Source organism: Pseudomonas sp. GM79 (assembly GCF_000282495.1).
In the GTDB taxonomy this organism is placed as follows: Bacteria; Pseudomonadota; Gammaproteobacteria; order Pseudomonadales; family Pseudomonadaceae; genus Aquipseudomonas.
Map to the genome: position 1 here is coordinate 1 of NZ_AKJE01000063.1, position 13,610 is coordinate 13,610.

The following is a 13,610-nucleotide window of genomic DNA, read 5'->3' on the forward strand; positions in this document are numbered from 1 at the left end:
TCGCGAAAGCGGTGGATCAGTCGACATCAATGTTGACTGTGCTGCCGTCTTCGCGAGCAAGCCCGCTCCCACAAGGATTCGGGCTTAACTGACTACCATTGTGCATATACAGGCTATTTTTTACCCGTTAAGCGAGTTTCTTGCGGATCCAGTACAGGTAGGTGCCTGCCTCTTCGTGTTGCGCGACCAGTTCGTGGTCGAGAAACACGCAAAACTTGGGAATGTCGCGACGGGTCGACGGGTCGGTGGCGATTACCTTCAGCAGGCCGCCAGGCACCAGGTCACGGATGTGCTGGTGCAGCATCATCACCGGTTCCGGGCAATTGAGGCCGGTGGCGTCGAGGGTGCCGTCGACCGGCGTATCGATCATTTCACTCATGGTTTACTCCTGAAACTTGCCGGCATTGTCGCGCATTGCCGGGTGTTCGGTCACCTGTGGGAGCGGGCTTGCTCGCGAATGCGGACTGACATTCAACATTGATGTCGACTGCCCCACCGCTTTCGCGAGCAAGCCCGCTCCCACATGGGTCCGTGTGAATCAGCGGGATTTCGGTTTTTTCACGTCCAATCGGCGAAGGTGGCAGGTCACTTCTTCACGGTCGTGATACAGCTGCTTGCAGCCGATCTCGACCCGAATGCCCCGTGCCTTGAATCCGTCGGCAATACGCTCCAGCAAGCGCTTCACTTCGGCATAACGCTGTTTCATCGGCAGCTTGAGGTTGACCACCGCTTCCCGGCAATGCCCCTCGCCAATCCACTCTTCCAGCATCGCCGCGTTGCGCGCCGGTTTCTCGACGATGTCGCAGACCATCCAGTCCACCGGTTGCTTGGGCTTGAAGGTGAAACCGTCGGCCATCAAATGCTGCACCAAACCGGTGTCCATCAGGCTTTCGGCCATCGGGCCGTTGTCGATGGCGGTCACCAACATGCCGCGATTGACCAGTTGCCAGGTCCAGCCACCGGGGGCAGCGCCAAGGTCGACACCGGTCATGTCGCTGTGCAGGCGCTCGTCCCACTGGTCGCGGGGAATGAAATGGTGCCAGGCTTCTTCCAGCTTGAGGGTCGAACGGCTCGGTGCTTCACGCGGGAATTTCAGGCGTGGAATACCCATTGGCCACATCGCCGAATTGTTCGATTCCGCCAGGCCCATGAACACTTCGCGACCGCTCTTGAAGGTCAGCAGCAGCCGTGGCTTGTGGGCATCTTCCACCAGTTTGCCGGCCGCCATCAGCGCCTTTCTCAGGTGGCCTTCGAACTTCTTGCAGAAGTTCGACAGTTCCTTGCCATCGTTGGTGTCGACCATTTCCAGCCACAGGCTGCCGCACAGCGGGAAGTCCGCCATGTGCGCGAGGATCACGCTGATGCGGTCGGTTTCCGGCAGATCGATGAAGATCCCGCGAGCCCACTGGCGCGGGAAGATCAGATCGGCGAAACGCTGGCCACGCATCAGGCGCTCGGCGCCGTCTTCTTCGGTGCAGATAAATTCGGCGCAGGCGCTGGCGGTTTTGGCCTTGGCATAACCGGCCACGTTCAGCCGCGCGGCATGTTCGGAAATCTCGGAACAGACTTCGCTTTCGAAGCCCGGCCGGCAATGCATAAAGAGGGTGTTCATTCTTACTCCTGGGCAGTTGGCGAAGAATTCAGCCACTGCGCGATGCCCAGACTTGCGTTGAAGCAAAGCCTGTCACGAAAACCGGCGCATGATAGCCGAGATCGGAACCTTGGACTTGCCCGTAGAGTCCAGTTATTAGCCTTAACGTATAAACAGGTCTAGGTTTAGAGCTCTGTCCTTCCCGTCAGTCCGTAGCCGTGCGGATCTAAAGGAGTCATTTCAATGCCGTCCCTCGATAGCCTGAAAACCCTTAAAACCTTACAAGTCGACGACAAGACCTATCACTATTTCAGCCTGCCCGAAGCCGCCAAGAGCCTGGGCGATCTGGATAAGCTGCCGATGTCGTTGAAAGTTCTGCTGGAAAACCTGCTGCGCTGGGAGGACGAGAAAACCGTCACCGGCGCTGATCTCAAGGCGATTGCCGCCTGGCTCAAGGAGCGCCGCTCCGATCGCGAAATCCAATACCGCCCGGCGCGGGTATTGATGCAGGATTTTACCGGCGTCCCCGCCGTGGTCGACCTGGCCGCCATGCGCGCGGCCATGGCCAAGGCCGGTGGCGACCCGCAGCGAATCAATCCGCTGTCGCCGGTGGACCTGGTGATCGACCACTCGGTGATGGTCGACAAGTACGCCAGTGCAAGCGCCTTCGGACAAAACGTCGACATCGAAATGCAGCGCAACCACGAGCGTTACGCCTTCCTGCGCTGGGGTCAGAGCGCCTTTAACAATTTCAGCGTGGTGCCACCGGGCACCGGCATTTGCCACCAGGTCAACCTCGAATATCTGGGCCGCACGGTCTGGACCAAAGACGAGGACGGTCGCACCTATGCCTTCCCCGACACCCTGGTTGGCACCGACTCTCATACCACCATGATCAACGGTCTCGGCGTGCTCGGCTGGGGCGTCGGCGGGATCGAAGCGGAAGCAGCGATGCTCGGCCAACCGGTGTCGATGCTGATTCCGGAAGTGATCGGTTTCAAGCTCACCGGCAAGCTCAAGGAAGGTATTACCGCCACCGACCTGGTGCTGACCGTCACCCAGATGCTGCGCAAGAAAGGTGTGGTGGGGAAATTCGTCGAGTTCTACGGCGACGGCCTCGCCGACCTGCCGCTGGCCGACCGCGCGACCATCGCCAACATGGCCCCGGAATATGGTGCCACCTGCGGCTTCTTCCCGGTGGACGAGGTGACACTGGAGTACTTGCGCCTGTCCGGTCGCACCCCGCAAACCGTGAAACTGGTGGAGGCCTATAGCAAGACCCAGGGCCTGTGGCGCCTGCCCGGCAAAGAGCCAGTGTTCACCGACAGCCTGGCCCTGGACATGGGCAGCGTCGAAGCCAGCCTCGCCGGGCCGAAACGCCCACAGGACCGTGTCTCGTTGCCAAATGTCGCGCAAGCGTTCACTGACTTTCTCGGCCTGCAGTTCAAACCCTCCAGCAAGGAAGAAGGTCGCCTCGAAAGTGAGGGTGGCGGTGGTGTCGCGGTGGGCAACGCCGATCTGATCGGCGAAGCGGATTACCACCACGAAGGGAGTACTTATCGGCTGAAAAACGGTGCGGTGGTGATCGCCGCCATCACATCCTGCACCAACACCTCCAACCCCAGCGTGATGATGGCGGCCGGGCTGGTGGCGAAGAAAGCCGTGGAGAAAGGCCTGAAGCGCAAGCCGTGGGTCAAGAGCTCGCTGGCTCCCGGTTCGAAAGTGGTCACCGACTACTACAAGGCAGCGGGCCTGACCCAATACCTTGATGAGCTCGGTTTTGCGCTGGTCGGTTATGGCTGCACCACCTGCATCGGCAACTCTGGACCGTTGCCGGAGCCGATCGAAAAAGCCATTCAGAAAGCCGACCTGACGGTTGCCTCGGTGCTCTCGGGCAACCGCAACTTTGAAGGTCGCGTGCATCCGCTGGTGAAAACCAACTGGCTGGCCTCCCCGCCTCTGGTCGTTGCCTATGCGTTGGCCGGGACGGTGCGCATTGACATCAGCAGCGAGCCATTGGGCAACGACAAGGACGGCCACCCGGTTTATCTGCGAGATATTTGGCCCAGCACCAAGGAAATCGCCGACGCGGTGACTCAGGTGAACACCGCCATGTTCCACAAGGAGTACGCCGAAGTGTTTGCCGGGGATGAGCAGTGGCAGGCGATCGAAGTGCCGCAGGCGGCGACTTATGTCTGGAACAACGATTCGACGTATATCCAGCATCCGCCATTCTTCGATGACATCGGCGGCCCTGCGCCGGTGGTCAAGGACGTCGAAGGGGCGAAAGTCCTGGCGCTGCTCGGCGATTCGGTGACCACCGACCACATCTCCCCTGCCGGTAACATCAAGGCGGACAGCCCTGCCGGCCATTACCTGCGCGAGCAAGGGGTGGAACCGCGGGACTTCAACTCCTACGGCTCCCGTCGCGGCAACCATCAAGTGATGATGCGCGGCACCTTCGCCAACATCCGCATTCGCAACGAGATGCTCGGTGGCGAAGAAGGCGGCAACACGATTTACATGCCGACCGGAGAAAAGCTGCCAATCTACGACGCGGCCATGCGTTACCAGGCATCGGGGACACCGCTGGTGGTGATCGCCGGGCAAGAATATGGCACCGGCTCGAGCCGTGACTGGGCAGCCAAGGGCACCAATCTGCTGGGCGTGAAAGCAGTCATCGCCGAGAGCTTCGAGCGAATTCACCGTTCCAACCTGGTGGGCATGGGCGTGTTGCCGTTGCAGTTCAAGCTGGATCAGAACCGCAAGAGCCTGAACCTCACCGGCAAGGAAACCCTGGATATCCTTGGCCTGACGGGTGTCGAACTGACCCCGCGCATGAACCTGACACTGGTCGTCACCCGTGAAGATGGCAACACGGAAAAGGTCGAGGTGTTGTGCCGGATCGATACCCTCAATGAGGTGGAGTACTTCAAGGCCGGCGGGATTTTGCATTATGTGTTGCGGCAATTGATTGCCTCGTAACAGCCTGCTGACAACGACACCGCCTTCGGGCGGTGTTTTTGTTTACGCGGTGTACGTCTCTATAATCGCGCGCCCATTTGTTTTGTGTCGATCACAGGACAAATGTGGGAGCGGGCTTGCTCGCGAAAGCGGACTGACATTCAACATTGATGTCGACTGACCCACCGCTTTCGCGAGCAAGCCCGCTCCCACAGGGAATGAGGCAATCCGCAAAATTTCGGACACAAGGACTTCAAATGATCGCTCTGCCATGGACTTATCTGGCACTTCTCTCCATTGGCTACGGCCTGGCGTTGATCTACGGCCATCTCGGTTGGCTGTCCGCTATCTCTTTTGCGTTGCTGCTGTTCGCCGGTTTCGCCGTTCGCCAGCAACAGGTTCCCGTTGGCCGTTACCTCGGCCACGGTCTGTTCATTGTCATGGCGGTGGCGCTGGCAATGCACTGGCTTCCCGGTTTCTTCAACGGTCGCGCGATTGATCCCCAGCGTTTTACCGACGATGCCGTGCCGTTTGCGATGTACCTGAATCAGGACAAACCGCTGATCGGTTTCTGGCTGTTGCTGATTTGCCCATGGATTGTCGGCCGGCGCTCGTTGCGGCTGTCCGTTTATGCCACCGCCCTCGCCCTGATCGTAAGCGCCGTACTGGCCTTGGGTGGCGCGCTGTTGCTGGGCGTGATCAGTTGGGCACCGAAGTGGCCGGACCAGGCCTGGTTGTGGGTACTGAACAATCTGTTGCTGGTGACGCTGGTGGAAGAAGCGTTGTTTCGCGGCTACATCCAGGGCGGTCTGAGCCGGCAGTTCAAACACCTGTCTTACGGCGACAACCTCGCGTTATTGCTCGCCTCAATGCTGTTCGGCCTTGCTCATCTGGGTGCCGGTTGGCAATGGGTGTTGTTGGCGGGCCTCGCGGGGGTCGGTTATGGCCTGGCTTACCGTTTCGGCGGGTTGGGCGCGGCCATCGCCACCCACTTTGGTTTGAATCTGCTGCATTTCGGGCTGTTCACTTATCCGATGCTCGCTGGCTGACGCAATGGTCGTTTTGCGACGCGCCACTGATTCATGAAAAAAACATTTCAATAAATGCCTGACGATGCCGACAACCTTTCAAAGCCTTGCGGATTGAAAAAGCCATGCGTAACAACCAGCCCATTACCCAACGCGAACGGACCTTCCCGGCTCAGCAACGGTTGATTTCCACCACCGATGCCAAGGGCGTGATCACCTACTGCAACGACGCTTTCGTCGAAATCAGCGGGTTTTCTCGTGAGGAACTGATCCGTGCGCCGCATAACCTGGTCCGTCACCCCGACGTCCCGGCTGCGGTGTTCGCGCACATGTGGGACACACTGAAACAAGGCTTGCCATGGATGGGCATTGTCAAGAATCGCTGCAAGACCGGTGACCACTACTGGGTTAACGCCTATGTCACACCGGTGTTCGACGGCAATCAGCTGGTCGGTTACGAGTCGGTGCGGGTCAAACCCACCGCCGAGCAGATCCGCCGCGCCGAAGCACTCTACCAACGCATCAACCAAGGCAAGTCAGCCATTCCTCAAAGCGACAAATGGCTGCCGGTACTTCAGGACTGGCTGCCGTTCATTCTGGTCAGCCAGTTGAGCTTCATGATCGGTGCCACCCTGACGTCCCAATGGGGCTTCGCCCTCGCCGCCGGCCTTTCGGTGCCGTTGGGCTTGATGGGCTTGAGCTGGCAACAGCGCGGTATCAAGCGTTTGCTGCGCCTGGCCGAGCAGACCACGTCCGACCCGCTGATCGCGCAGATGTATACCGACAGCCGTGGCGCCCAGGCACGTTTGGAGATGTCGATCCTCAGCCAGGAAGCACGCCTGAAAACCTGCCTGACCCGCCTGCAGGACACCGCCGAACACCTGACCGAGCAAGCGAAACAGTCTGACACCCTGGCCCACAACAGCTCCACCGGCCTGGAACGTCAACGCGTGGAAACCGAGCAAGTGGCGACCGCTGTGAATCAGATGGCCGCCACCACTCAGGAAGTCGCCAGCCACGTGCAGCGCACCGCCGACGCCACTCAGGAAGCCAATCGCCTGACCGGTCGCGGTCGCGACATCGCCGGGGAAACCCGCGAAGCCATTCAGCGCCTGTCGGTGGTGGTCGGTGAAACCGGCCTGACGGTCACGCAACTGGCCAAGGACAGCGACGAAATCGGCGGCGTGGTCGATGTGATCAAAGGCATCGCCGACCAGACCAACCTGCTGGCCTTGAACGCTGCGATTGAAGCCGCGCGTGCCGGCGAGATGGGCCGTGGTTTTGCGGTGGTGGCCGACGAAGTGCGTCAACTGGCGCAACGCACCAGCGAATCCACCGGGCAAATCCACGCCCTGATCGCCAAGCTGCAACAAACCGCCAGCACCGCGGTGCAAACCATGGAAACCGGGCATCGCCAGGCCGAAGAAGGTGTGGCGCGGGTATTGGAAGCGGATCAGGCGCTGGTGGGCATCAGCGAAGCGGTGGCCAACATCACCGACATGACCACCCAGATCGCTGCCGCCACCGAAGAGCAAAGCGCCGTCGCCGAAGAAATCAGCCGCAACATCAGCAACATCTCGCAACTGGCTGACCAGACCTCGGAACAGGCACAGCACTCGGCGCTGTTGAGCGAAGAACTGACCAAGACCGCGAATACCCAGTATTCGTTGGTGGAGCGGTTTAACCGCTGATTGCTGCTGGAAAGACAAAAACCCGGAAGGTGAATACCTCCGGGTTTTTTATTGCCAATGAGAAAGTGATGTTGTCCGGTAGACCGCTTTCGCGAGCAAGCCCGCTCCCACAGTAGATCTCAGTCGTTCACGGCATTTGCGTACGCCTACGATCAAATGTGGGAGCGAGCTTGCTCGCGAAGAGGCCCTGACGACCACTGCAAATTTCACTGGAGAAATGCCGCAACCTTCCCCGCCGCAGCCGCCAAATGCTGCTCATGAGTAAACCCCGAAGCCTTCAACGGCTTCAAATCATGATCCGCTGCCTCAAGCCAGAACACCTCGATACCCGGCGCAAACTCATACCCTTCGACCGCAGCCCGATTACCCAGCGCATCCCGCTCCCCCTGCACAATCAACGTGCGAGTCTTCAGCGCCGCCAAATGCTCGACCCGCGGTTTCTCCGGTTTGCCCACCGCATAAAACGGATACCCCAGGCACACCAGCGCATCCGCGCCCAACTCATCGGCCAACAAACTCGCCATCCGCCCGCCCATGGACTTGCCGCCAATGGCCAGACGCCCAGCGACATGGCGTCGCACCACGGCATACACCTCACGCCAGCATTCCTGCAATTTGGGCGCCGGGTTCGGGGGACGTTTACCGCCATCGATACGCCGCTGCGCCATGTAGGGAAACTCGAAACGCAACACGTTGACCCCATGCGCGGCAAGGCGCTCAGCCATGTCGCTCATCCAGCCGCTGTCCATCGGCGCACCGGCACCGTGGGCGAGAATCAGCGTCGCCGAGGCCGGCGCTGTGGCTGCATTCCACAACCATCCATGATCCCGCACACACTGCGCCCATTGATCCCCGTCAATACTGGCCTTGTGCTCTTTGTCCATGCTTGCCTCGCTTTTAGTCTGCCTATAACTCCAGACGAAGGGAGCGTTGCCTTGCGGCTTACTCGCAAAGGCAGGCTCTCACTTCGGCTGAACCGTGGATGGGGAACCATGAACACTTCTATCAGTACCGCCTACAACTACAAGGTGGTCCGCCAATTCGCCATTATGACGGTGGTGTGGGGCATCGTCGGCATGGGGCTCGGGGTTTTTCTCGCTGCCCAGTTGGTCTGGCCCGAACTCAACTTCAATCTGCCGTGGACCAGCTTCGGCCGTCTGCGCCCGCTGCACACTAACGCGGTGATCTTCGCTTTCGGCGGTTGCGCCCTGTTCGCCAGTTCGTTCTATTCGGTACAACGCACCTGCCAGACCCGATTGTTCGCGCCGAAGATCGCCGCGTTCTGCTTCTGGGGCTGGCAACTGGTGATCCTGCTGGCGGCCATCAGCCTGCCACTGGGTTACACCAGCTCCAAGGAATACGCCGAGCTGGAATGGCCGATCGACATCCTGATCACCATCGTCTGGGTTGCTTATGCCGTCGTGTTCTTCGGCACGATCATGCAGCGCAAGACCAAACACATCTATGTCGGTAACTGGTTCTTCGGTGGCTTCATCATCACCGTGGCGATCCTGCACATCGTCAACAACCTGGAATTGCCAGTGAGTTTCACCAAGTCCTACTCGCTGTACGCCGGTGCGACCGATGCCATGGTGCAGTGGTGGTACGGACACAACGCCGTAGGCTTTTTCCTCACTGCCGGTTTCCTCGGAATGATGTACTACTTCGTGCCGAAACAGGCCGAGCGTCCGGTGTATTCCTATCGCTTGTCGATCGTGCACTTCTGGGCGCTGATCACCCTGTACATCTGGGCCGGCCCCCACCACTTGCACTACACCGCACTGCCGGACTGGGCGCAATCGTTGGGCATGGTGATGTCGCTGATCCTGTTGGCGCCGAGCTGGGGCGGGATGATCAACGGCATGATGACGCTTTCGGGCGCCTGGCATAAGTTGCGCAGCGACCCGATCCTGCGCTTCCTCGTGGTGTCGCTGGCGTTCTACGGCATGTCGACCTTCGAAGGCCCGATGATGGCGATCAAAACAGTCAACGCCCTCTCCCACTACACCGACTGGACCATCGGCCACGTTCACGCCGGCGCGCTCGGCTGGGTGGCGATGATTTCCATCGGTGCGCTGTACCACATGATTCCGAAAATCTTCGGCCGCACACAGATGCACAGCATCGGCCTGATCAACGCGCACTTCTGGCTCGCGACCATCGGCACCGTGCTGTACATCGCCTCGATGTGGGTCAACGGCATCGCCCAGGGCCTGATGTGGCGCGCCGTCAACGAGGACGGCACGCTGACCTATTCCTTCGTCGAAACCCTGGTGGCCAGCCACCCAGGCTTCGTCGTGCGACTGGTGGGCGGTGCGATCTTCCTCAGCGGCATGTTCCTGATGGCTTACAACACTTGGCGCACGGTGCGGGCCTCGCAGCCTGCCGAAGCCGCCGCTGCCGCGCAGATAGCCTGAGGAGTCCGCCATGAAACACGAAACAATCGAGAAAAACGTCGGCCTGCTGATGTTGCTGATGGTGCTGGCCGTGAGCATCGGCGGCCTGACCCAGATCGTCCCGCTGTTCTTCCAGGACGTGACCAATAAACCGGTGGAAGGCATGAAGCCCTACACCGCGCTGCAACTGGAAGGTCGCGACATTTACATCCGCGAAGGCTGCGTCGGTTGCCACTCGCAGATGATCCGCCCGTTCCGCGCCGAGACCGAACGCTATGGCCACTACTCGGTGGCCGGCGAAAGCGTGTGGGATCACCCGTTCCTGTGGGGCTCCAAGCGCACCGGGCCGGACCTGGCACGCGTTGGCGGTCGCTACTCCGAAGACTGGCACCGTGCGCACTTGTACAACCCGCGCAACGTGGTGCCGGAATCGAAGATGCCGGCCTATCCATGGCTGGTGGCCAATCAGGTCGATAGCAGCCACACCGAAACCAAGATCCGCGCCATGCGCACCCTCGGCGTGCCGTACACCGATGAAGACATCACAGGTTCAGTCGCCTCACTCCAGGGCAAAACCGAAATGGACGCATTGGTCGCTTACCTGCAAGTGCTCGGCACATCCATCAAGAGCAAGAGGTGAGCCATGTCCATGCCCTTTGAAATCGTAAGCGTAATGAGCAGTGGGATGATCCGCGGCCTGGGCACGGTCGTGGTGTTCGTGGCATTTGTCGGCCTGACGCTGTGGGTGTTCAACCGCAAGCGCAATCCGGAATTCGCCGAAGCACGCCTGCTGCCGTTCGCCGATGAACCGCTACCCGAAGACGCCACCCAAGAACCTGAAACAAGGAGTACCCGGCCATGACCACCTTCTGGAGTACGTGGATCTGCGTACTGACCATCGGCAGCCTGATCGGCCTGACCTGGCTGCTGATCGGCACCCGCAAGGGCGAAACCAAGGGCAGCGTCGACCAGACCATGGGCCACAGCTTCGACGGCATCGAGGAGTACGACAATCCGCTGCCGCAGTGGTGGTTCATGCTGTTCGCCGCAACCTTGGTGTTTGCCGTCGGTTATCTGGTGCTTTACCCGGGCCTGGGCAACTGGAAAGGCATCTTGCCCGGTTATGAAAACGGCTGGACCGGTGTCCACGAATGGGAAAAGGAGATGAACAAGGCTGACGCGAAGTTCGGGCCGATCTTCGCCAAATTTGCTGCCATGCCAGTCGAAGAAGTGGCCAAGGACCCGCAAGCGCTGAAGATGGGCGGTCGTCTGTTTGCGTCCAATTGCTCGGTGTGCCACGGCTCGGATGCCAAGGGCGCGTTCGGTTTCCCCAACCTGGCGGACAACAACTGGCGCTGGGGCGGCGATGCCGAAATGATCAAAGCGACAATCATGGGCGGTCGCATGGCCGCGATGCCGGCCTGGGGAGAAATCCTCGGCGACGCCGGCGTGAAGAACGTTGCTGCTTATGTGCGCCATGACCTGGCCGGCCTGCCTTTGCCTGCCGACAACGGTGCCGACCTGCATGCCGGACAGCAGGCGTTCAGCACTATGTGCGTAGCCTGTCATGGGGCAAACGGCCAGGGCACTGAAGCCATGGGGGCGCCGAACCTGACGCAACCGGCCGGATTTATCTACGGTACAAGCCTGGCGCAACTGCAACAAACCATTCGTCATGGCCGCCAGGGCCATATGCCGGCGCAGAACGAACTGCTCGGCAACGACAAGGTGCAATTGCTGGCCGCTTACGTATACAGCCTGTCTCAAGGTCTGAGCACCGAGCGTTTGCAGGCTGAAGGCAAAAGCGAATAAATCTCGTCTGCTCTACTGCCGCATTCACCCGGATGCGGCAGTTCCCTGCTCCTTTGCGACGCATTGTCGCACCCTCCCTTGGTCTTCCTTTCGGTTCACCGGATTCGGGTCTAAGCTTCCCTGCGATGCAGACTGGCCAGCACCGGTTCCAGGTCGATTCAACCCGATGTGTTCGACGAATTTGCTCGATGACAGGCCGCAAAGGCTGGTAGACACCGGCTATCGTCCCCGTTGCCCGCTGTCACCCGATCGTCGTGTTTGAACATACCCCGTTACAACTGACCTGACCCCCTCGCCTCTTTGTTCCGTTGCGACATTTTGTCCGAGGGCAATTTTGTCCTTACGCGGCGCATGGAAAGGCCGCAGAATCAGCTTTTGAAAGCATTGACCTACGTCATGGCGCGTTGCAATGACCCCCCGCTTTCTACATACTTGCGGCCGATTTTTACTCCTAATAAAACACCCAAACCGTGGAACCTTAGAATGAGCACAGCAATCAGTCCGACTGCTTATAACTATAAGGTAGTCCGCCAGTTCGCCATCATGACGGTGGTCTGGGGGATCCTTGGCATGGGGCTCGGTGTCTTCATCGCCTCGCAACTGGTCTGGCCGGAGTTGAACTTCGGTCTGGCATGGACGAGCTTTGGACGCCTGCGCCCGCTGCACACCAACCTGGTGATTTTCGCCTTCGGTGGTTGTGCTCTGTTTGCCACTTCCTATTATGTCGTGCAGCGAACCTGCCAAACGCGACTGATTTCCGACAGCCTCGCGGCCTTCACCTTCTGGGGTTGGCAAGCGGTGATCGTCGGCGCGATCGTTACCTTGCCGATGGGTTTCACTACCACCAAGGAATACGCGGAACTGGAATGGCCCCTGGCTATTCTGCTGGCCATCGTCTGGGTCACCTACGGTCTGGTGTTCTTCGGCACCATCGTCAAGCGCAAGACCAAGCACATCTATGTCGGTAACTGGTTCTACGGTGCCTTCATCGTCGTGACCGCGATGCTGCACATCGTCAACCACGCGTCCCTGCCGGTCAGTTTCTTCAAGTCCTACTCGGCTTACTCGGGTGCGACTGATGCGATGATCCAGTGGTGGTACGGCCACAACGCGGTAGGTTTCTTCCTGACCACCGGCTTCCTGGGGATGATGTACTACTTCGTTCCGAAGCAGGCCGAGCGTCCGATCTACTCTTATCGCCTGTCGATCGTGCACTTCTGGGCGCTGATCACCCTGTACATCTGGGCCGGTCCACACCACCTGCACTACACCGCACTGCCGGACTGGGCTCAGTCCCTGGGCATGGCGATGTCGATCATCCTGCTGGCACCCAGCTGGGGCGGCATGATCAACGGCATGATGACCCTGTCGGGCGCCTGGCATAAGCTGCGCACCGACCCGATCCTGCGTTTCCTCGTGGTATCGCTGGCGTTCTACGGCATGTCGACCTTCGAAGGCCCGATGATGGCCATCAAGACCGTCAACTCGCTGTCGCACTACACCGACTGGACCATCGGCCACGTACACGCCGGCGCCTTGGGCTGGGTAGCGATGATTTCGATCGGCGCGATCTACCACATGATCCCGAAACTGTTCGGTCGTACGCAGATGCACAGCATCGGCCTGATCAACACGCACTTCTGGCTCGCGACCATCGGTACCGTGCTGTACATCGCTTCGATGTGGGTCAACGGCATCACCCAAGGCCTGATGTGGCGTGCAATCAACGACGATGGCACCCTCACCTACTCGTTCGTTGAAGCGCTGCAAGCCAGCCACCCAGGTTTCATCGTTCGCGCCCTGGGCGGTGCGTTCTTCGCCAGCGGCATGCTGTTCATGGCCTACAACGTATGGCGTACCGTACGTGCCTCGAACCCGGCTGAAGCCAAAGCTGCTGAACAGATTGCTGTAGTTGGAGCTCACTGATGAAGCATGAAGCAGTCGAGAAGAATATTGGCCTGCTGGCCTTCTTCATGGTTATCGCCGTCAGCGTCGGCGGCCTGACTCAAATCGTTCCGCTGTTTTTCCAGGACGTCACCAACAAGCCGGTCGAGGGCATGAAGCCTCGCACCGCCCTTGAGCTGGAAGGCCGCGACGTGTACATCGCCAACGGTTGTGTCGGCTGCCA

12 protein-coding genes are annotated in these 13,610 nt (G+C 59.7%); 9 read left to right on the forward strand and 3 right to left on the reverse strand.

Translation table 11 applies throughout. The features are described from left to right. Positions 1-127: 127 nt before the first annotated feature. Together tusA and rlmM are read right to left on the reverse strand one after the other, a co-directional pair. Positions 128-379 (reverse strand): sulfurtransferase TusA, encoded by a 252-nt coding sequence (tusA, locus tag PMI36_RS11895; protein WP_007907805.1) that lies wholly within the window; start codon positions 377-379, stop codon positions 128-130. A gap of 159 nt (positions 380-538) precedes the next feature. Continuing rightward, a complete protein-coding gene (rlmM, locus tag PMI36_RS11890; protein ID WP_008072978.1) occupies positions 539-1,612 on the reverse strand; it encodes a 23S rRNA (cytidine(2498)-2'-O)-methyltransferase RlmM in 1,074 nt (357 codons plus the stop codon). A gap of 222 nt (positions 1,613-1,834) precedes the next feature. Between rlmM and acnA the strand changes: the two genes are divergently transcribed. The 3 genes from acnA to PMI36_RS11875 all read left to right on the forward strand — a co-directional run bounded on the left by acnA (position 1,835) and on the right by PMI36_RS11875 (position 7,274). Next, positions 1,835-4,576: an aconitate hydratase AcnA gene (gene acnA, locus PMI36_RS11885; RefSeq protein ID WP_008072980.1), complete on the forward strand. Its 2,742-nt coding sequence runs from the start codon at positions 1,835-1,837 to the stop codon at positions 4,574-4,576. A gap of 236 nt (positions 4,577-4,812) precedes the next feature. Further along, positions 4,813-5,604: a CPBP family intramembrane glutamic endopeptidase gene (locus tag PMI36_RS11880; protein ID WP_008072981.1), complete on the forward strand. Its 792-nt coding sequence runs from the start codon at positions 4,813-4,815 to the stop codon at positions 5,602-5,604. 104 nt (positions 5,605-5,708) lie between these two features. Beyond that, positions 5,709-7,274, forward strand: coding sequence for a methyl-accepting chemotaxis protein (locus tag PMI36_RS11875; protein WP_008072983.1), 1,566 nt, complete (start codon positions 5,709-5,711; stop codon positions 7,272-7,274). A 206-nt stretch (positions 7,275-7,480) separates the two neighbouring features. Here PMI36_RS11875 and PMI36_RS11870 read toward each other — a convergent pair whose 3' ends face one another. After that, positions 7,481-8,158 (reverse strand): alpha/beta family hydrolase, encoded by a 678-nt coding sequence (locus PMI36_RS11870; RefSeq protein ID WP_008072984.1) that lies wholly within the window; start codon positions 8,156-8,158, stop codon positions 7,481-7,483. A gap of 108 nt (positions 8,159-8,266) precedes the next feature. On the opposite strand from PMI36_RS11870, the gene ccoN (PMI36_RS11865) reads away from it, so the two are divergent. From ccoN (PMI36_RS11865) to PMI36_RS11840, 6 genes are all read left to right on the forward strand, one after another. Beyond that, the gene (ccoN, locus tag PMI36_RS11865) at positions 8,267-9,691 is read left to right on the forward strand and encodes a cytochrome-c oxidase, cbb3-type subunit I (protein WP_008072986.1); all 1,425 of its coding nucleotides are present in this window, start codon (positions 8,267-8,269) and stop codon (positions 9,689-9,691) included. 10 nt (positions 9,692-9,701) lie between these two features. Further along, positions 9,702-10,310, forward strand: coding sequence for a cytochrome-c oxidase, cbb3-type subunit II (gene ccoO / locus PMI36_RS11860; protein WP_008072989.1), 609 nt, complete (start codon positions 9,702-9,704; stop codon positions 10,308-10,310). A gap of 21 nt (positions 10,311-10,331) precedes the next feature. Further along, positions 10,332-10,532: a cbb3-type cytochrome oxidase subunit 3 gene (locus PMI36_RS11855; RefSeq protein ID WP_032830511.1), complete on the forward strand. Its 201-nt coding sequence runs from the start codon at positions 10,332-10,334 to the stop codon at positions 10,530-10,532. Next, a complete protein-coding gene (gene ccoP, locus PMI36_RS11850) occupies positions 10,529-11,482 on the forward strand; it encodes a cytochrome-c oxidase, cbb3-type subunit III (RefSeq protein WP_008072991.1) in 954 nt (317 codons plus the stop codon). Before PMI36_RS11855 ends, ccoP begins: the two co-directional genes overlap by 4 nt. A 483-nt stretch (positions 11,483-11,965) precedes the next feature. Continuing rightward, complete coding sequence (gene ccoN, locus PMI36_RS11845; protein ID WP_007905436.1) at positions 11,966-13,408, forward strand: cytochrome-c oxidase, cbb3-type subunit I; 1,443 nt, start codon at positions 11,966-11,968, stop codon at positions 13,406-13,408. Then, positions 13,408-13,610, forward strand: a 203-nt coding sequence (locus tag PMI36_RS11840) for a cbb3-type cytochrome c oxidase subunit II (protein ID WP_008072992.1), incomplete at its 3' end; no start/stop codon positions are given. The genes ccoN (PMI36_RS11845) and PMI36_RS11840, both read left to right, overlap by 1 nt.